Origin of the sequence: Faecalicatena orotica, assembly GCF_905197545.1 — a bacterium.
GTDB classification, from domain to species: Bacteria; Bacillota; Clostridia; order Lachnospirales; family Lachnospiraceae; genus Faecalicatena_A; species Faecalicatena_A orotica.
This window is the reverse complement of the sequence record NZ_CAJJZH010000002.1, coordinates 270,943-289,134: the sequence shown is the minus strand read 5'-3', so window position 1 is coordinate 289,134 and position 18,192 is coordinate 270,943. Positions and strand designations below refer to the sequence as shown.

16 protein-coding genes are annotated in these 18,192 nt (G+C 45.3%); 10 read left to right on the top strand and 6 right to left on the bottom strand.

Translation table 11 applies throughout. The annotated features are described in order from the left end of the window. Nucleotides 1-7: 7 nt before the first annotated feature. The 4 genes from ABIN22_RS04910 to ABIN22_RS04895 all read right to left on the bottom strand — a co-directional run bounded on the left by ABIN22_RS04910 (nt 8) and on the right by ABIN22_RS04895 (nt 3,015). Nucleotides 8-685, bottom strand: coding sequence for an AroM family protein (locus tag ABIN22_RS04910; RefSeq protein ID WP_346907020.1), 678 nt, complete (start codon nt 683-685; stop codon nt 8-10). 49 nt (nt 686-734) lie between these two features. Next, on the bottom strand, nt 735-1,673 hold the full coding sequence (locus ABIN22_RS04905; RefSeq protein ID WP_109729973.1) for a DUF1177 domain-containing protein: 939 nt from the start codon (nt 1,671-1,673) through the stop codon (nt 735-737). A gap of 250 nt (nt 1,674-1,923) precedes the next feature. Continuing rightward, on the bottom strand, nt 1,924-2,715 hold the full coding sequence (locus tag ABIN22_RS04900; RefSeq protein WP_346907018.1) for a class I SAM-dependent methyltransferase: 792 nt from the start codon (nt 2,713-2,715) through the stop codon (nt 1,924-1,926). Between the two features lie 30 nt (nt 2,716-2,745). After that, on the bottom strand, nt 2,746-3,015 hold the full coding sequence (locus tag ABIN22_RS04895; RefSeq protein WP_346907016.1) for a hypothetical protein: 270 nt from the start codon (nt 3,013-3,015) through the stop codon (nt 2,746-2,748). Between the two features lie 350 nt (nt 3,016-3,365). On the opposite strand from ABIN22_RS04895, the gene ABIN22_RS04890 reads away from it, so the two are divergent. From ABIN22_RS04890 to ABIN22_RS04865, 6 genes are all read left to right on the top strand, one after another. Further along, nucleotides 3,366-4,814: a nicotinate phosphoribosyltransferase gene (locus tag ABIN22_RS04890; protein WP_346907014.1), complete on the top strand. Its 1,449-nt coding sequence runs from the start codon at nt 3,366-3,368 to the stop codon at nt 4,812-4,814. A gap of 106 nt (nt 4,815-4,920) precedes the next feature. Next, nucleotides 4,921-5,979 (top strand): D-alanine--D-alanine ligase family protein, encoded by a 1,059-nt coding sequence (locus ABIN22_RS04885; protein ID WP_346907012.1) that lies wholly within the window; start codon nt 4,921-4,923, stop codon nt 5,977-5,979. Nucleotides 5,980-5,988: 9 nt separating this feature from the next. Continuing rightward, complete coding sequence (locus tag ABIN22_RS04880) at nt 5,989-7,359, top strand: UDP-N-acetylmuramoyl-tripeptide--D-alanyl-D-alanine ligase (RefSeq protein ID WP_346907010.1); 1,371 nt, start codon at nt 5,989-5,991, stop codon at nt 7,357-7,359. 2 nt (nt 7,360-7,361) lie between these two features. Continuing rightward, nucleotides 7,362-8,177 (top strand): Cof-type HAD-IIB family hydrolase, encoded by an 816-nt coding sequence (locus ABIN22_RS04875; RefSeq protein ID WP_346907008.1) that lies wholly within the window; start codon nt 7,362-7,364, stop codon nt 8,175-8,177. An 11-nt stretch (nt 8,178-8,188) separates the two neighbouring features. Then, nucleotides 8,189-8,542, top strand: coding sequence for an Hpt domain-containing protein (locus tag ABIN22_RS04870; protein WP_181368580.1), 354 nt, complete (start codon nt 8,189-8,191; stop codon nt 8,540-8,542). A gap of 12 nt (nt 8,543-8,554) precedes the next feature. Continuing rightward, on the top strand, nt 8,555-10,633 hold the full coding sequence (locus tag ABIN22_RS04865) for a GGDEF/HDGYP domain-containing response regulator (RefSeq protein WP_346907005.1): 2,079 nt from the start codon (nt 8,555-8,557) through the stop codon (nt 10,631-10,633). On the opposite strand, the gene ABIN22_RS04860 is transcribed toward ABIN22_RS04865, so the two are convergent. Beyond that, nucleotides 10,596-11,519, bottom strand: coding sequence for a DMT family transporter (locus tag ABIN22_RS04860; protein ID WP_346907003.1), 924 nt, complete (start codon nt 11,517-11,519; stop codon nt 10,596-10,598). The genes ABIN22_RS04865 and ABIN22_RS04860 overlap by 38 nt on opposite strands. Before the next feature lie 116 nt (nt 11,520-11,635). After that, nucleotides 11,636-12,082 carry a MarR family winged helix-turn-helix transcriptional regulator gene (locus ABIN22_RS04855; protein WP_109729963.1) on the bottom strand — a complete coding sequence of 149 codons (447 nt, stop codon included), beginning with the start codon at nt 12,080-12,082 and terminating at the stop codon, nt 11,636-11,638. A 211-nt stretch (nt 12,083-12,293) separates the two neighbouring features. Here ABIN22_RS04855 and ABIN22_RS04850 point away from each other — a divergent pair, with 211 nt between their 5' ends. From ABIN22_RS04850 to ABIN22_RS04835, 4 genes are all read left to right on the top strand, one after another. Beyond that, a complete protein-coding gene (locus ABIN22_RS04850; protein WP_346907001.1) occupies nt 12,294-14,042 on the top strand; it encodes an FUSC family protein in 1,749 nt (582 codons plus the stop codon). A gap of 118 nt (nt 14,043-14,160) precedes the next feature. Beyond that, on the top strand, nt 14,161-15,750 hold the full coding sequence (locus ABIN22_RS04845) for a response regulator transcription factor (protein WP_346906999.1): 1,590 nt from the start codon (nt 14,161-14,163) through the stop codon (nt 15,748-15,750). An 11-nt stretch (nt 15,751-15,761) separates the two neighbouring features. After that, nucleotides 15,762-16,739, top strand: coding sequence for a sensor histidine kinase (locus ABIN22_RS04840; protein WP_346906997.1), 978 nt, complete (start codon nt 15,762-15,764; stop codon nt 16,737-16,739). 5 nt (nt 16,740-16,744) lie between these two features. Continuing rightward, on the top strand, nt 16,745-18,181 hold the full coding sequence (locus ABIN22_RS04835; RefSeq protein WP_346906995.1) for an ATP-binding cassette domain-containing protein: 1,437 nt from the start codon (nt 16,745-16,747) through the stop codon (nt 18,179-18,181). Nucleotides 18,182-18,192: the final 11 nt, after the last annotated feature.

Genomic DNA, 18,192 nt, shown 5'->3' with positions numbered 1-18,192 from the left:
TTTCATGTTATTTCACATCTGTCAGTTCAGATACAACTCTCGCAAGAAGCGTCCTCGGCAGGACAACCATTTTCCCTGTCTTCTCTGCGAACATATCCTTCATCTTTTGAGTATACCCAATACAATCCAAAACGATCAGATCGGCATCCATTTCTTTTGCCTCATCTGCTGCTTTCTCCAAAGTCTCCCAGTCTCCGTACGGGGAGGCGGCTATGGATTTTACCTGCTTGACATAATTTTTCCATTTATTCTCTGTCTGCTCCAGTTGAAGCGGGGACGGGGTCATACAGATGATATTGGATTTCTTGCTCATCAGCGGGACAAGCCGGTCCAGTATTTCGCACGGATAGATAAGCGGGATGTTCTTTGCCGATAGTGTCTCTGGAAAGCTACCGGTGCAGAACACCATGATCAGCCGGCATCCGTCCTCTTCCATCCTGTCGATCGCTTCCTGAAGGCGCGGGAGAATATAGCGCTCGGCAAATGTCACGGAACTCCCATCATTCAGCCTTGATACGAGCACATAGTCCCCTTCCCCGGGAGCAAACCTGGCAATCTGTTCCCTTGTCAGGCCATCCAGGCCGCCTGCCTGAACAAGTTCGATCCTGCCGCCAAATATATCCATAATATCTGCAGTCACATCCACCCGGGGTGACTGCCCGATTGTAATTGCACCTATCTTCATACCGAATCCCTCCTGCATTTTATCACTTTGGGTTCTTCATACTGAAACATTATTCTTTTCCAAGTGTCTGGAAATGTTTCATTGTTCCATAAAGTTTCTGCATTCTTTCAAATTCCTCTTCATCATAGAACCTGCACTGCCCCCTGCCAAATGCTTTTGCAACTTCCAGCATGAAGCGTGCCGCTTCCTCTATGTCTGACGCATGGCTTGCCCCGGTTGCACATCCCGGCACCATTGTTTCTGCAGTAATTGCAACACCAACTACAGGCGCATTGGTAGCCGTACATGGCTGGAGCACACTATTTAAATGGTGCAGGTCATTTCCGTATGGAGTGATATCCTGAATTGCCAGCGGGAATACATATGGCAGTTTTCCTGTCGTTATCTGCATCAGGTCCAGCAGGTCATCGGATGTGCGCAGGATGTATCCTTCTTTTACAGTCGGGGAAATCGCGAATCCCCTCGTGTTGATAACGCGGTTTCCTTTGGTCGTATCCACGGAAAGGATTGCATCAAGGTCATCGGAAACTTCCTCTTTATTTACCTGGGACATCTCTACAGGAGAGCCCATGAACGGTACGGGATCATGCGGCGCCGTCGGTGCATGCGGGCAGATATGTGTAGAGATAAATACATCTCCTTCCAGTACGTCCCCCTTGTTCTGCATATCCAGAAGCTTTGCCGCCAGCGCTACAGCTGCCAGTGCGCCGTCCCCGTCGGATACGAATCCGATCCTTTCCGGGCGTGCACCAATTCCACCAAGCCTACCGAGAAGTCCGATCGTCGGAGCCGTCCCCCCCTTTGCCTTGCCATTGCTGCCGGGGATTCTCACCTTCAGCATGTCTGTAGTTCCTTTCGGTCCTTTTAGCTCGTAAACGGTAATGTCCGCATCCGGCTGGATAGCACGGAGATATTCCTCCACCTTTTTTCCCGTTACAAAGCTGCTGTCCAATACCTCATACGCATCGATAATCTGTTTCATTAACATTTCCTGTTCCTCCTTTTTCATCTCTTCTAAAATTTAGAATTCCGTTAAAACAAAAAGCCAATGCAGGCCACCGGAATGTGCGGTCGTTTCCCCACATCCGGTAATGCCCTGCATTGGCGCCTTAGGTTCAGTATATCATTTTAAATAGCGAAAGTCCTTATTCATGACTGACAAATCTCAGTGCTCTTTTTGTGCACGGTGCACAATCATATAAGTTGTCCTTCATCGCCAGAGCCCCACTTTGGAAATACTAGACGTTTTTCTTTAAAACAGTCATCGCCGTGTAATGAAGGATATTAAACTCCTCAGGTGCAATTTCCTTTAGCAGGGCCCTGTGCTCCGTTTCGAAGCTCTCAACCTCTTCTTCTGACAAAGAGGCCCCGATGCCCCGGCACGCCTTCATCCGCCCGTTCCAGCTTTCCCTTGTGAAAGGCACCTGTATATCAAAAACCTTTTCACTTTCCATTGTAAAATATATTCCGTATACATCTGGTATGGAAATTGGATGCCTCCGCTCTTTGCACCCCGTCCACGCGGGGTTGTATTTTAAAATCAGGTCCTCACTTTTTCCGGCAATCATGTCCTCAAACGGGAGCCACGCCATGTACAGAACAACGAACCTTCCGCCGGGTTTCAGCATTCTCCAGATGAGAGGCGCAAGTTCTTCATGATTGAAATAGGTAAAACACTGACAGGCAGTGATCACATCAAACGTCCCGTCCGGAAAGCCACATTTTTCGGCAGGCGTACAGTGAAACTCTATATCCATGCCGCATTCTTTCGCAAGAGCGGCAGCCTGGCTGATCTGATTTTCCGAGATATCGATTCCTGTAAAATCGGCCCCATACCGATACATGTTGCGCGGAATCACACCTGTTCCCGTTCCAATATCCAGTACCTTCTGGCCTTTCACGCACAAGCCCATGTCGACCAGATTCTGATAAAACTCCTGAGGATAGATATCCCTGTATTTTGCATAATCAGATGACGTTCGTCCCCAGTCGAAAGCTTTCCCGTGATCTATATTTTCATTCTGAATCATATCTGGTGTCACCCTCCTTCTTTGCCATATTTAGCGTGGTTTTACATCCCTTATTAAGTACGATGCCTCATCATAATCCTCTTTCTTTACATAAATCGTGTACTCATACTCCAATTCCAGCTTCTCACCAAATGTCCCCGTATGAGCCCTTGAGCCTGCCGCCATCGGGGAGGGACTTTTTCTGTTTATAGTCTTAATATCATAGTCAATCTTATTTTGCGACAAAATGTTTCGTATTTCCGACTGTTCCCCCATATTGTATGTACTTACCAGTTCTTTGCGGTTAAATACTGTAATCATCCTCGTCCTCCTTTTCTTCCTGCGAACATGGGCATCTTGTTATTCACATTTTATCACTATGAACAGATAAAGTCACTTGCTTTATATAAATTGGGAGCGTAAACCACAAAGTATTTGCTCTTTCACGATTTTTGTATTTGTGGTATACTATTTACACTTAGCGAGGTTTTATCGAGCTTAGTGAAAATGCATACCTGAACACTTGATGAGGTTCTTTCGAATCTAGTGTTCATGGTATACTGTTCCCGTGCATATACTGCACATTTCCCCTCCGGCATCCTGCAATATTTGCCGCGCAGGCGGATGAATCTGCAGCGTTTGCTGCAGAATAAGGTAAAAAGGAGAATATTATGAGTACGCAGAATCTTACATTGCTGACAGACCTGTATGAGCTGACGATGATGCAGGGCTACTTTGAAACTCAGGAGAATGAAACGGTTGTATTCGATGTGTTTTTCCGCGAGAATCCGAATAAGAGCGGATACTCCATTATGGCAGGGGTAGAACAGGTAATCGACTACATCAAGAACCTCCATTTTTCATATGAAGACGTAGACTATTTGAGAGGCCTTGGCATTTTCAGTGAAGACTTCCTGCACTACTTAAGCGGCTTCCATTTCAGTGGAAGTATTTATGCAATTCCTGAGGGGACTGTGATTTTCCCGAAGGAACCGCTTGTGAAAGTGATTGCACCTATTATGGAAGCACAGCTTGTCGAAACTGCGATTTTAAATATCATTAACCACCAGAGCCTGATCGCAACCAAGACTTCCCGCGTTGTGTTTGCAGCACAGGGGGACGGCATCATGGAATTCGGGCTTCGGCGCGCTCAGGGACCGGACGCGGGGCTTTACGGTGCGAGGGCTGCCATGATCGGCGGGTGTGTCGGCACCTCCAACGTTCTGGCCGGGAAGCTTTTTGACGTTCCGGTTATGGGAACCCATGCGCACAGCTGGATCATGAGTTTTAAAGACGAATATACCGCATTTAAGGAATACGCAAAGTTATATCCTGATGCATGTACTCTTCTCGTGGACACTTACGACACACTGAAGTCCGGTGTGCCGAATGCGATCCAGGTTTTCCGGGAGATGAGGGAAGAAGGAATTATTTCCAAGCATTACGGTATCCGTCTGGACAGCGGGGACCTTGCCTATCTGTCCAAGCAGGCCCGCAGGATGCTGGATGAGGCCGGATTTACGGATGCAGTCATCGCAGCTTCAAACGATCTGGATGAAATGCTGATCCACGATCTGAAGATGCAGGGCGCAGCCATCACTTCCTGGGGCGTTGGCACGAACCTGATCACTTCGAAAGACTGCCCGTCTTTCGGCGGGGTGTACAAGCTGGCTGCCATCCAGAACGCAGAGGGTGAATTCATACCTAAGATCAAGATTTCTGAAAATACAGAAAAGATCACGAATCCGGGCAACAAGACAATCTACCGTGTATATGATAAAGAGACTGGCAAAATCCGCGCCGACTTAATCTGTTTCGCGGATGAGACATATGACACATCCAAAGAACTGCTGCTGTTCGATCCGAATGCAACCTGGAAGAAGACACGGCTTGCGGGCGGTACTTACACGATGCGTGAGATATTAAAGCCAATATTTATACACGGAGAATGCATTTACACCTCCCCGTCTGTCATGGAAATTGCAGAGTACTGCAGACACGAAAAGGAAACATTGTGGGACGAGACAAAACGTCTCTTCTACCCGCACCGCGTATATGTTGATTTATCACAAAAACTGTATGACACAAAAGCAGCATTGCTGGATGACCTGAGCCGGTAAACCGGCCCTGTGAATTGCGTGAATTTAACATACGATTAATAACATTAGAATATTCTGAAAATGGAGAGCAAAGGGGTCAGACCCCTATGAAAAAGGAGATTTATTTATGAAGATTATAGTTTTAGCCGGAGGACTCAGCACGGAACGTGATGTGTCTCTTTCTTCCAGCGCGGAGATTTGCAAGACGCTGCTGGCAAAGGGGCATGATGTTTTTCTGCTGGATGTGTTTCTTGGTTTCCCGTATGATATAGATAAACTGGAAGAGGTGTTTACGCTTCCGGGACACGGTCTTGAGATTGCGAAAAATGTAGGTACTACGGAGCCGGATATTGATGCAGTTAAGGCTTCGCGCCCGGACCAGTCGGACTGTTTCCTCGGGCCGAATGTGATCGAGCTCTGCCGTATGGCTGATATTACGTTTCTCGGGCTCCACGGAGGTGAAGGCGAGAACGGCAAGCTTCAGGCTACTTTTGACCTGCTTGGCATTAAGTATACGGGACCGGATTCTCTCGGCTGCGCCGTGGCTATGGATAAGGGCTTTACGAAGCAGGTGTTCCTGCAGACAGGAATTGATACACCGGCAGGCGTCAGCCTTCATAAGAAGGTAAAGGAAAACTCCCTTGAAGCGCTCGGACTTACCCTGCCGGTTGTTGTGAAACCTTGTTCAGGAGGGTCCAGCATCGGCGTTTATATTGTGAATTCCGAAGAAGAATATGAGGATGCCCTGAAGAAGTCTTTTAAATATGAAGATGAAGTCGTAATCGAGGAGTATATCAAAGGGCGCGAGTTCGCCTGTGGGGTGATCGGCGGCAAAGCGCTTCTTCCTATTGAGATTATCCCGAAGACCGGTTTCTTCGATTATGCTAATAAATACCAGGATGGTGCAACCAACGAGGTCTGTCCCGCCGACATCAGCAGCGACATCTCTGACCGGATGATGGAACTTACTGTAAAGGCTTATCATGCTTTGAAACTAAATGTCTACAGCAGGGCGGATTTCCTGCTTGATGATGCAGGTAACCTCTACTGTCTGGAGATGAATACCCTTCCGGGAATGACAGCGGCAAGCCTCCTGCCGAAAGAAGCAAAAGCAATGGGGATTGAATATGGTGATCTGTGCGAACTGATCATCCAGAAGTCTTTGGAAGAAAGATACCAGAAATAGGAGTACGCTATGAAAAATATGACGTTAAAAGAAATCGCCGTTGCATGCGGCGGAATTTATTATGGGGATGAAGACTGCTATTATAAGGAAGTCAGCAGTGTCACCATCGACAGCCGTAAAATTGAAAAGGATTGTCTGTTTGTTGCCATCAGAGGCGCGCGCGTTGACGGCCATATGTTTATCCCCCAGTCCATCCGCGACGGAGCCCTGTGTGCCCTGTCTGAAAAACGGATCGAGGGTGCCTCATATCCTTATATTATGGTAAATTCCTGCGTGCAGGCTTTGAAAGACATTGCGGAACATTACCGCCGTTCTCTTCATGTCAAGGTCGTAGGAATATCCGGAAGTGTGGGAAAGACGAGCACAAAGGAAATGATTGCATCTGTTCTCGGCCAGAAATTTAAAGTCCTGAAAACAGAGGGCAACTTTAATAATGAAATCGGACTGCCGCTGACCGTATTCAAGATTCGCGAGGACCATGAGGTGGCTGTCTTAGAAATGGGAATCAGCGATTTCGGTGAAATGGAACGGCTCGCCAAGATTGCCCGTCCTGATATCTGTGTAATTACGAATATTGGATGCGCACACCTTGAACAATTGAAGTCCCGTGAAGGAATACTAAAGGCCAAGACTGAAATGTTCCTGTATATGAATCCAAACGGAAGTATTGTCTTAAACGGTGACGATGATATGCTTTCCACCGTAACTCCTGCCAACCGGATCGACCCGATCTTCTTTGGCCTGGACCCCGGATGCAGATACTATGCAGAAAACATTGAAAATCTCGGTTTAAAAGGAACCACAGCCTTGTTCTGCACTCCGGATTCCGAGTTTACCGCACATATTTCCATCCCCGGCTCACATATGGTATACAATGCGCTCGCCGCGATTGCAGTCGGACGGGTTCTGGGAATGGATGATGCCGGAATTAAAAAAGGCATTGAGGCTTTAGTCCCTCTGGCCGGACGCAGCAACCTGATTGAAACTGGTCACCTGACGATCATTGATGACTGCTACAATGCAAATCCAGCTTCTATGAAGGCTTCCCTTGATGTCCTTTCAAAGGCAGACGGACGGACTGTTGCTATACTTGGCGATATGTTCGAGTTGGGGCCGAAAGAATGTGAGATGCACAATGAGATCGGCCAATATGCTGCAAAAGCCGGAATCCACATGCTTGTCTGTATCGGTGATCTGGCCCGGGAGATCGCCCGCGGCGCTGCTTCTCTGGAAACAGGTATGGAAATTTACCACTATGACACCAAAGCAGAATTCCTGAACAGCGTGGATTCTGTCATCAACGAAAACGATACAATTCTGATAAAAGCTTCTCACGGGATGGAATTTCCCGAGCTGGTAGAAGCGCTTAAAACGAGGTAATTATGGAATATCAAATGCTGGTACTGGATCTGGACGGCACGCTGACCAACTCTGAAAAGAAAATCACACCGCCTACCAAGAAAGCTCTGATCGAGATTCAGGAAGAAGGAAAAAAAGTAGTACTGGCAAGCGGACGCCCCATCAACGGTGTGCTGCCGCTCGCCGAAGAACTGGAGCTTAAAAAGTACGGAAGCTACATTCTGTCCTTTAACGGGGCACGTATCACCAGATGTTCCGACGGCCAGCTCCTCTATAACCGCACACTGCCCCGGGATGTACTGAAACCGGTTTATGACATTACCTGTTCCTATCCCGGACTGGATATCATCACCTATGAAGGGCCTGATATCATTTCAGGCATTGCCTGCAACGAGTATACCGAAAAGGAATCTTATATAAATAAGATGCCTGTCGTACATATGGATGATTTCACAGGACACCTTACCTTTCCTGTAAATAAACTCTTGATCACCGGCAACCCGGCCGTGATAGAAGAAGCAATGGAAGATTTGAAAAAACGTTTTCACAAGCTGCTGAATATCTACCGTTCTGAGCCTTATTTCCTTGAAATTATGCCACAGAACATAGATAAAGCCTACTCTCTCCAGAAACTCTTAAGCAGTCTGGGCCTGACTGCGGACCAGATGATCTGCTGCGGGGACGGCTACAATGACCTGTCCATGATCGAATATGCGGGACTCGGAGTTGCTATGGAAAATGCACAGCCAATCGTGAAGGACAGCGCCGATTTTATCACTCGCTCGAATGATGAAGACGGAATTTTATATGTAATCGAAAAATTTATGAAAGAAACATGAGGCATCTGAATATGGACATTCAAAAATTTTATGAAACAATCGGTGTTGATTATAATCTTGTACTTAGAAGACTTCTGCGTGAACATTTGATTGATAAATATCTGCACTTATTCTTAAAGGATAACAATTTTGACCGCCTGGGAAAAGCACTGGAAGCACGAGATTATGAGGAAGCCTTCAAAGCTGCCCACACGCTCAAAGGACTCTCTTTGAATCTGGAGCTGACCCCTCTTGCAGAAGCTGCCGCAGAATTGTCCGCCTATCTAAGACCCCTGACTGCTGAGACACTGGACCCTGATGAAGTGGAAAAAAAATACGAGAAAGTTAAGACCGAATACGAAACCATCAAAAATCTGATATCTTAAAGGAGCGCGTCAATGAAAAGCACTGTACAAAAGAAAACGATTCTAATCGTAGATGATGCAGAACTCAACCGCTGTTTACTGTCAGATATACTCCAGGACGATTACAATATCGTCGAAGCATGTAACGGGAAAGAAGCTATTGAGATTCTAAAGCATAATGATGCATCCATATCCCTGATCCTGCTGGATCTGATCATGCCTGAAATGACCGGGTTCGATGTCCTTGCCCTCATGCAGAAAAACCACTGGCATGAAACAATCCCTGTCGTGATTATTTCTTCTGAAAATTCTGCTGAATATATAGAAAAAAGCTACGAATATGGTGTCGTGGACTACATTAGCAGACCCTTCGACCCAAGTATTGTAACCCAGCGTGTGAAGAATACAATTATCCTGTATTCAAAACAGAAGGAACTGGAGTCGCTGATTAAGGAGCAGGTCATCGAAAAAGAGCGGAATAATGCCCTCATGATCAATATTTTAAGTACGATCGTTGAATTCCGAAACGGTGAATCCGGCCTGCACGTCATCAGGATCCGGATCATCACAGAGATTCTGATGGAGGCACTCAGGAAACGTTATCAGGAATATAGTATGGATGAATCCCATATCGCCCTGATTTCCAATGCAGCTGCCCTGCACGATATCGGTAAAATCGAGATTCCAGAAGAAATCCTTAACAAGCCCGGAAAACTGACATATGAAGAATTCGAGATTATGAAGACGCATTCTGCATGCGGTGCGGAAATGCTTGAAAACTTAAGGTTCGGCAACGATGAAGAACTCGTGAAATATGCACGGCAGATCTGCCGCTGGCACCATGAGCGCTGGGATGGCAACGGCTATCCGGACCATCTCAAAGGAGATGATATCCCTATCGCGGCCCAGATTGTTTCCCTTGCAGATGTGTACGATGCCCTCGTGAGTGAGCGTGTCTATAAGCCGCCTTATACACATGAGCAGGCGATACAGATGATTCTGAACGGTGAATGCGGCATGTTCAACCCAAAGCTTATCGCATGCCTGAAAGAAGTCAGCGGCCATCTGGAGCAGGCAGTTAAGCTCAGGAGCAAGGACCCCGGCCATCTTTTCGATGTTAACCAGCTCTCACGGGAAATTGTTCAGAAAAAAGGTGTCAAGCTGTCCGACCGGACACTTTTCCTGTTAGAACAGGAACGGACAAAATATCAGTTTCTTACCTCCATTACGGATGAAGTATTATTTGAATATGACTTCAGTACAGACACCATAACTTTTTCAGACAGGTGCCGGGACGAATTTAATATTCCGACTATTGTCACCGAATTATTTTCTCACAACAATCTGCGTGGAATCATTAGTGAGGAAGATTTCCAGAAACTCACAGAACTTGTTTATTCAGCAAGTCCTGCATCCCCGACCTTCCACACACAGCTTATCATGACGACATCGGACGGTTCCGAAGAGTGGTATGAAATCGTCGGGCGGACTTTATGGTCCAATGACGATCAGAATGAACAGTTGTACAGCTGTGTAGGCAGAATTGCAAATATACACCGGCAGACAATCGAAGGCAGACGCCTCGAAGAACTGGCACAGAAGGATTCGCTGACGAATCTCTTTAACAGAGATGCTGCCCAAAAAGTTGTCACCCATATTCTGGAGACCCGAAATCAGGCACCGGGCTTAATGATTTTATTCGATCTGGATAATTTCAGGGAGCTGAATGAAAATAACGGCCATCTGTTCGGAGATCAGATTTTAAAGCATGTAGCCAGACTGACCGAAAATAATATCCGGAAAATGGATATTGCCGCCCGTGTAGGCGGCAACGAATTCATGGTATACCTGCATGAGGTCGTATCCGAAGAATTTATGCTAATGTACTGCCGCATGCTTTCCATTGCCCTAAAGCAGTGTTACCAGGGGACGGAATATACCATCAGTATCGGTGCGGCGGCTTATCCGAAGGACGGTACCTCCTACAGTGAATTATTCACCCACGCAGGGCAGGCCCTTTATGAGTCAAAACACAGCGGGAAAAACTGCTGTACAATATACCGGAATGACGGCACTATGCAGGCCGCTTTTGAGGGAGCTGTGCCAGAATAATCGCCGTAAATACAAGCACACAGCCGAAAATTTCCTTCGGTGACAGAGTTTCATTTATCAGTATCCAGCCGGCAAGCGCCGCAAATACGGATTCCATGCTTAAGATCAGAGAAGCCACCGTGGGGTCCGTATTTTTTTGTGCAATAATCTGCAGCGTATAGGCGACTCCGCAGGAGAGGACCCCCGCATAGAGCAGAGGAAGCCATGCAGCCGCCACTGCCTCAAAAGTCGGTTTCTCACTTATAATCATAGGCACGGCGCACAAAATTCCGGCTACCCAGAACTGAATACAGGAAAGCTTCACACCGTCCACCTTTGGCGAAAAGTAATCAATAATTAAAATATGTAATGAAAAAATGAATGCACAGATCATAACCAGAAAGTCCCCATAAGAAATAAAAAAGCCTTCCTTTATACATAAAAAGTACATCCCGATAATGGCCAGTCCCACGCCGATCCATGTCTTAAGCCCGACCTTTTTTCCAAGAAACAGCCCGAGCACAGGCACGATCAGAATATATAACGCCGTAATAAACCCGGCCTTTCCCGCACTGGTATAGACAAGCCCGATCTGCTGAAGGGAGCTCGCCGCTGCAAGGGCAATACCACAGCAAAGGCCGCCGGTTAAGAGTATCTTCTTATCTCCACGCTTCTTCTGGCCTTCCTCTATACTTCGTGAATCCGTCCGGTATGCCGGGCCTTTGGGGTCCTTTCTTCCCATGATCCATATAACAGGCAGGAGTACCAGACCTCCCATCAGACATCTCAGGGAATTAAATGTAAACGGCCCCATATAATCCATTCCGACACTCTGAGCCACAAACGCACTTCCCCAGATCAATGCGGTCAATACTAACAGTGCATCATTTTTTAATTTCGAGTTCATCTCTCATTCCATCCTTTACTCTTATGTAATACAATTTCACGCACTGTCCAGTATAGCACCTCCATCCATGTTTTTCCAGACTCCATCTTTTACATTTTTCCCTGACTGTTCCCGGCCTAATCCAGCCCGGGCAGTATTTCTTCCAGCACTTTCATTGCCTCGTTCAATCTCCGCAGTTCTTCCTCTGTCAGTTTTTCCTCGAGCTTTTGGATAAATCCTGTATTTTTTAGGTAATATTCATCCAGATATTCCACTGCCTGTGGTGTCAGGCATATCCGGACGGACCTGCGGTCTTTCTCGTCATGGACACGTTCCACAAACTGATGATCACACAACTTATCAATCAGCTTCGTCACCTGCTGTTTGGGAACCTTTAACTGCTGTGCAAGTTCTGTCATTGTGGTGCTCTCATACTTTCTGACAGTCTCCAGACAGTAGTAGGTTTCCAGACTCATCTCCTTATTCAGTGACTCCCTGAACGGCCGTACCAGTTTCGAATTCCAAGCCGGAAATACTCTCAGAAGACTCCGGACAAGTTCTTCAGACAATTTTTTCGTTTTCATAAGCTCTCCTTTTGTTACCATTTCGGTATCTTGACAAACATGTGGGGAAGTGTTATGCTTTTTAATTAGTAAATAAAATATGACTATCATTGTAGGTTGACTTTTACTGATTATATAATAGAAACCACTAAAATTCAAGCGCGCCTCTATTTAATCCATAGAAAGCCTGATCTTCTTTCAAAATTAATTCAAACAGGAGAGTGAATCATTCATGAGCAAAAAATTCAAAATTCCAGCAGTGATAAAGGATAACTTCCGCTTCAGTACTCTTAGCTTCCTTTTTATCATTGCCTATGTCAATATCTTTCAATTTGTTTTCGGCCCTGAAAACTCCATCGTCGGCGTAATCTTCACGATCATGATGTCCGCCTCGATGGTGCGGGACCTCACTGCCACACCGATTCGGCATTTTCTTGTCCAGTCGGCGGTTCTTGTTTGGATGGCAATAGCAGCATGCCTGGTAACTATTCTCCCTGCTTTACCGGGTTTTGCTGTCAATTTTATCACGATAGCACTCATTTTGTATGCATTTACGTATGAATATTCCAGCCATTTATATTTTCCGTATATTTTATCCTACCTCTTCCTTGTATTTATCTCACCGGTTGAGTTAAGCCATCTGCCCATGCGGCTTTACGGCATGCTGACAGGGGCACTGTCTATTATCCTGTATCAGCTCTTTATGGGAAGGAAACGGGTGGCCGAAACTGCAAATGATGTATTAAATGAAATGATCGACGATGTCGGAAAGATGATTTCATTCCGGCTGGACCAGTCCGGGGAGCAGCCGGATTTTTCCGAGACCAGACGCAGGCTGTGCCGCCTGAGCCAGACCGTATATGACCGGAGGAAGAAGATACTCTGTGTCTCCGATGCCAGCTTTTCCATGATTGATGCAGGGCGGGGTCTGGAAAACCTGCTCCTTCTCATCAGTGAGATGCCCCAGAAACTCTCTTCCGGGAACAGAACTCTCCTGATTCATACAAAGTCCTGGCTGGAGATTTTCCGCGCCTTTCTCAGTTCTGAAATCCAAACCATGCCGGAACTGACACTGGAAGGGCTGTCTGAATCATCCACTTGTGACACTGCGGATACTGAAGATACAAAAACTGCCCTTACATTTTACCAGACGCTTTCATATACCCGTAATAAGCTCCTGCACATGACCGATCCCAAACGGAGAATCCACTACCGCAGGACCGCCCTCTCCCTGAAAACACAGCTTTACGCGGCTCTGGACTACAGCCCTGTACGAGCCGTTTATGCTGTTCGTACCGCACTGCTCCTCTCCTGCGCAACAGCACTTGTCCAGTTCCTTGGACTCCCTCACGGGAAATGGCTTCTATTTACACTTGCTTCCGTATCACTGCCTTACGCAGATGATGTTCCGGTAAAAATAAAGAAACGTATCCTCGCAACCTTGATCGGGGGCGCCATCTCCGTTATCATATATTCCCTGATCCCCTCCCCTGCGGGACGTACAGCCGCCATGATGCTGTCCGGTTATATTTCCTTCTACTTTTCTGATTACACGGAAACCTTCGCGTGTTCAACAATCGGCGCACTGGGCGGGGCTGTATTTATGAGTAGTTTTGGTTTTCAGGCTGTAGGCAGTATGTTCGTAATCCGTATCTGCTACGTACTGGCCGGTGCCCTTATCGGTTATCTGGCCAACTGCCTGATATTCCCCTACAGCCGGGCCAAGGCGACAAGACAGCTCTGGAAGAGATACATAACCGTCACAGAGCTGCTGACCAAAATATGCCAGTCCGTATCGGCAGATGCACAGCTGTATTATAATCTTGTTATTCAGGCACATCTGCTTGAAGAGAAATTGTCTGCTAATGCATGTCTGGAAAAATGGGAAGGCAGCTCTGAACTGCTGGCAAAATTCCGGAATAAGGTGCGTCAGGCACACAGAGTCCATATCCCCGAACGTGAAAATGCCCCGGTATCATAACCGGGGCTTTTTCACTGCCAAAACTATCGCTTTCGTTTTCTGCTCTATATTGTATCTATTTTTTGATTTCCTTCTTTTATTTTGTTATACTATTTATATCCAAACGAAGGAGGTCACTATGTTTACCGCACTGTTAGCAGACGACGAAATTAATATTTTAAATCTATTAGAAAAGCTGATTGACTGGAATGCCCTGAATATTGAAGTGATTGGTAAGTGTCAGTCCGGCTCCGAGGCATATCAGGCCATTATTTCCCGTAAACCCGATATAGTTATTATCGACATTAAGATGCCCGGATTATCCGGTCTTGATGTTGTAAGACAGATTCAGGAGGAAGGGGTCTTCCCCAACTTTATCCTGATCAGCGGTCACAAGCAATTCGAATATGCCCGCTCGGCAATCCAGTATGGTGTCGAGAATTATCTTGTGAAGCCAATCAACAAGCAGGAATTAACGGACAATCTGATCCAGATCATCCACCGTATTGAAAAAGAGCAAACCAGCAAGGATTACAAAGTAATGTTGGAACAGCAAATAAAAACGAACATTGCACTTTCCCGTGAGCAATTTTTAAAGATGCTCTATTTATCACCGGACTTATCGGCACGACAGCCACTCGAAGAAATCAACCGTCAGTACGGCTTCCACTTTGTACATGATCACTACAGAGTAATTTCTATAAAGCCGGATACAAAGGAACTTTTTACGCTTCCTCAATACCAGATCCTGCTAAAGCAGATATACGAATACATCACCTTAAAGCTGGATGCTTATCCACTCATAACATATGGAATCATCGAATCTGACGAGATTATGCTTTTGATCAACTATACATCTGAAGAAGATCTGGCATGTTCACTTGCCTCTATTTTTGAAACTTTAAAGAATAAATTTTACAACTATTGTTATATTACAATGGGGATTTCTTCTGCGTCCGTGGACCTTTTCCAGGTTTCCTTCCAAGAGGCCCGCATTGCTATAATGAGCCGAATCACGCTCGGTAAAGATCGTATGATTGATTACAACGGCCTGTCGCGTTTTAGGCTGAAACTGAATAAGTCACATCTTCTGGACCAGTTCGGAACCTACATAGACACACTGAATATAGCAGGGATCGAAAAGGCTTTTTCACAGCTTTTACTGGAAATATCGGACGAGTCGGCAAGCCCCGTTTCAATTTTTGATTTGTTCATCAGTCTTATTCAGCTTCTGGAGGAACGCCTGACCGACCTTTATAACAATGCGGAAGAAGATTTTACATTTTCAAGAAAACAATATGTATCGCAAATACATAATGCCACATCCAAGGAAGAGCTTGTACAAAGTATGAAGCATATCATGATTAAAGAAATCACTTCCTACGAAAAGTTTCAATACAGTAAAGATAGCCGGTACATCAGTCTTGCAAAGCAGTACATATATGACCACATCGACCAAAATATCACTCTTAATGATGTGGCCGAAGTGCTATTTATCAATCCTTCCTATTTCAGTGCCCTTTTCAAAAGAGAAACGGGGGAAACATTCAGTAATTACATAACGGGTACACGGATGAAACATTCAAAGGAACTGCTTAAAAATCTCCAATACTCCATTGCAGATGTCAGTAGCATGGTAGGGTATCAGGACTCCAAATATTTCAGTAAAGTATTTCAGAAAACTGTTGGAATCAAGCCTTCCCAATACCGGAAACTTTATACAAGCTGAGGTGATCTGCCATGAAAAAACTTTTATTGAAAATAGGGCCTTTTTATAAAAAATTACTGGTATTTTTCATTGTAAATATTGTAAGCATCTTCCTGTATGTTCTTGTTCCATTAGGAAAAGTCAGGGGGCTCTGCCTGTTTCTTCTTGCACTGTCCTATATACTGGCCGTACCTTTTATCCTCCTGCCGCTTAAAACGCTGTATCTGCATTTTTCGTGCCACAGGATACTAAGCGATGAGCGGCTCCCCGAAGATAATGCAGATTTCTGCCTGATCAACGATTTTCTACAGGCTTCTTACGAAAAATCGCATTCCATCGAGAGTGCCCTTTCTGATAAGAATATAGATTATCTGTCCAAACAGATCAACTCGCACTTCTTTTACAACACACTGGACTCCATAAGGGGAAGAGCTTTCTGTGATGGGGCTTATTTCGTTGCCGATATGATTGAAACATTATCCTCTTTTTTCCGCTACAGCATTTCGAGAAAAGGGAATATTGTATCTATACAGGATGAACTGCAGAACCTTGATTCCTACATGAAGATTCAGATGTTCCGCTTCGGCAACAGGATACAGTATGAAGTTTCTCTGGAATCCGACAGCATCACCCGCTATCAGATTCCCAAGCTCACACTGCAGCCAATTGTTGAAAATGCAATTATACATGGTATTGAAAGCTATGAATGTGGCGGGCTGATTTCGATCAACATATTTGAAACCGATTCAACCATCGTCATACATGTTAAGGATAATGGGGTGGGGATTCCGAAAGAGAAGTTAGATCAGATCAATCTGAATTTCCAGAACAATCATTTTGAAAGCCCGGAGGTTCAAAAGAAACATATGAATATCGCCCTGAATAACATTAATAACCGGATCTGCCTGCTCTACGGCAGCGGATTCCACCTTCACATTTTCAGTACAAAAAATCTAGGGACTGATGTGCAGATTACGCTTCCCAAAATCTTAACGGAAAAGGAGATGTAGAACTTATGAGAGAACATTTACTTCAGATCGAAAATTTGTATTTCGGCGGTCTCGACAGTGCTGCCTCTTCTCTTAATATCTCTGTCTACAGAAATGAGCTCATTTCCATCTGTAGTTCTTCCTCGCTCTGTGTAGATTCACTGAAGAATGCATATAAGAATCACCAGATGAACGGCAGACTGACATTTCCGGATAAAAAAACGGTCTCTCTGTCTAAAGGTACACCACTTAAGTATATTTACAGCATTTCAAGGTACGCACATCTTGTTCCGGCACTCTCCATTACAGATAATATTTTCTCTCTCCGCAGATGCACATTTCCACACTTTCTGTACAATTCAAAGCATGCCCGAATTGCCGCAGCCGATTTAATGAATGAGCTACATTTGCAGGTAAATATTGATACACCGGTTTCGGAGCTGACCGCGGCAGAAGAACACCTGCTTCTGCTTGCAAAGGCATTTGTCTCATCCGCAAAGCTTGTCATACTGGATAATATTGTGGAGTACTATACTTATGCAGAGCTTTGTCTGTTGCTTGGTCTTATTAAACTCCTTCAGCGCCGGGGAGTCACATTTCTTGTTTTTACAAACGGTCCTTCCCTGCTTACACAGATCTCGGACCGTATCTTTGTAACACAGAATTATGAGATTACCAATATTCTATACCACACCGAATACAGTGACAAACTACTATCCTCTATGATGTTGGGGGATGACCCACATATCACCAATGCGAAAAAATCTTATCCCAAGAACGAAGTCCTCCTCTCTCTTGACTGGTCATGCCTTTTTGCGAATCTGCCTAAGATCAAGCTCCACCGTCAAGAATGCCTGTGCGTGTTTAATTATAACGGTTCTAATATCAACGATATCTACGACCTGTTTACCAGATATTTTCCATATGAACTGGATGGCAAAACCTGTACGGGTTATGCCTCGGCCGTCAAAAACGGTCTTGCACCGATTGCCATATCAAGAATTGAGGACTATTTTTTTCGGGAACTTTCACTAAAGGATAATCTAACTCTCCCCATCCTGCATAAAATCAGTACAGCCGGAATCATCAATAAGAAACTTTTAAACTATTGTATCCACTCATCTATGGAAAAAATGAATGGAAACAGCGGAAATGGAACAGACGGACTTCTGAAATCAGTACTGCTTAGATGGCAGCTGACGAATCCAAAGCTGATGCTGATTTCTGACTTAAATGTAACAGACTCTGACCGGCCGGAAATCTATCCCGTCCTGAATGACATCAATAAATCTGGCTCGGCACTGATCATCCTGTCTTCGAATCTCTATGACTGCTTATATTTTGCGGATTCTCTTCTTGTCATCCGGAATTCTGCTGATTACCGCTTTTTTCATAAATCAGACTCTGTTTCTTTTGTACAGGATGTAAAATCTTATATATACGGTAATCTGGACATGCCATAATGTGGCAGTTT

What these genes read in the sequence shown, in the direction of transcription:
- ABIN22_RS04865 (WP_346907005.1), top strand. Translation starts at nt 8,555, where the DNA reads ATGAAAAGCACTGTACAAAAGAAAACGATTCTAATCGTAGATGATGCA.
- ABIN22_RS04850 (WP_346907001.1), top strand. Translation starts at nt 12,294, where the DNA reads ATGAGCAAAAAATTCAAAATTCCAGCAGTGATAAAGGATAACTTCCGC.
- ABIN22_RS04890 (WP_346907014.1), top strand. Translation starts at nt 3,366, where the DNA reads ATGAGTACGCAGAATCTTACATTGCTGACAGACCTGTATGAGCTGACG.
- ABIN22_RS04905 (WP_109729973.1), bottom strand. Translation starts at nt 1,673, where the DNA reads ATGTTAATGAAACAGATTATCGATGCGTATGAGGTATTGGACAGCAGC.
- ABIN22_RS04870 (WP_181368580.1), top strand. Translation starts at nt 8,189, where the DNA reads ATGGACATTCAAAAATTTTATGAAACAATCGGTGTTGATTATAATCTT.
- ABIN22_RS04885 (WP_346907012.1), top strand. Translation starts at nt 4,921, where the DNA reads ATGAAGATTATAGTTTTAGCCGGAGGACTCAGCACGGAACGTGATGTG.
- ABIN22_RS04910 (WP_346907020.1), bottom strand. Translation starts at nt 685, where the DNA reads ATGAAGATAGGTGCAATTACAATCGGGCAGTCACCCCGGGTGGATGTG.
- ABIN22_RS04880 (WP_346907010.1), top strand. Translation starts at nt 5,989, where the DNA reads ATGAAAAATATGACGTTAAAAGAAATCGCCGTTGCATGCGGCGGAATT.
- ABIN22_RS04855 (WP_109729963.1), bottom strand. Translation starts at nt 12,082, where the DNA reads ATGAAAACGAAAAAATTGTCTGAAGAACTTGTCCGGAGTCTTCTGAGA.
- ABIN22_RS04835 (WP_346906995.1), top strand. Translation starts at nt 16,745, where the DNA reads ATGAGAGAACATTTACTTCAGATCGAAAATTTGTATTTCGGCGGTCTC.
- ABIN22_RS04875 (WP_346907008.1), top strand. Translation starts at nt 7,362, where the DNA reads ATGGAATATCAAATGCTGGTACTGGATCTGGACGGCACGCTGACCAAC.
- ABIN22_RS04860 (WP_346907003.1), bottom strand. Translation starts at nt 11,519, where the DNA reads ATGAACTCGAAATTAAAAAATGATGCACTGTTAGTATTGACCGCATTG.
- ABIN22_RS04900 (WP_346907018.1), bottom strand. Translation starts at nt 2,715, where the DNA reads ATGATTCAGAATGAAAATATAGATCACGGGAAAGCTTTCGACTGGGGA.
- ABIN22_RS04845 (WP_346906999.1), top strand. Translation starts at nt 14,161, where the DNA reads ATGTTTACCGCACTGTTAGCAGACGACGAAATTAATATTTTAAATCTA.
- ABIN22_RS04895 (WP_346907016.1), bottom strand. Translation starts at nt 3,015, where the DNA reads ATGATTACAGTATTTAACCGCAAAGAACTGGTAAGTACATACAATATG.
- ABIN22_RS04840 (WP_346906997.1), top strand. Translation starts at nt 15,762, where the DNA reads ATGAAAAAACTTTTATTGAAAATAGGGCCTTTTTATAAAAAATTACTG.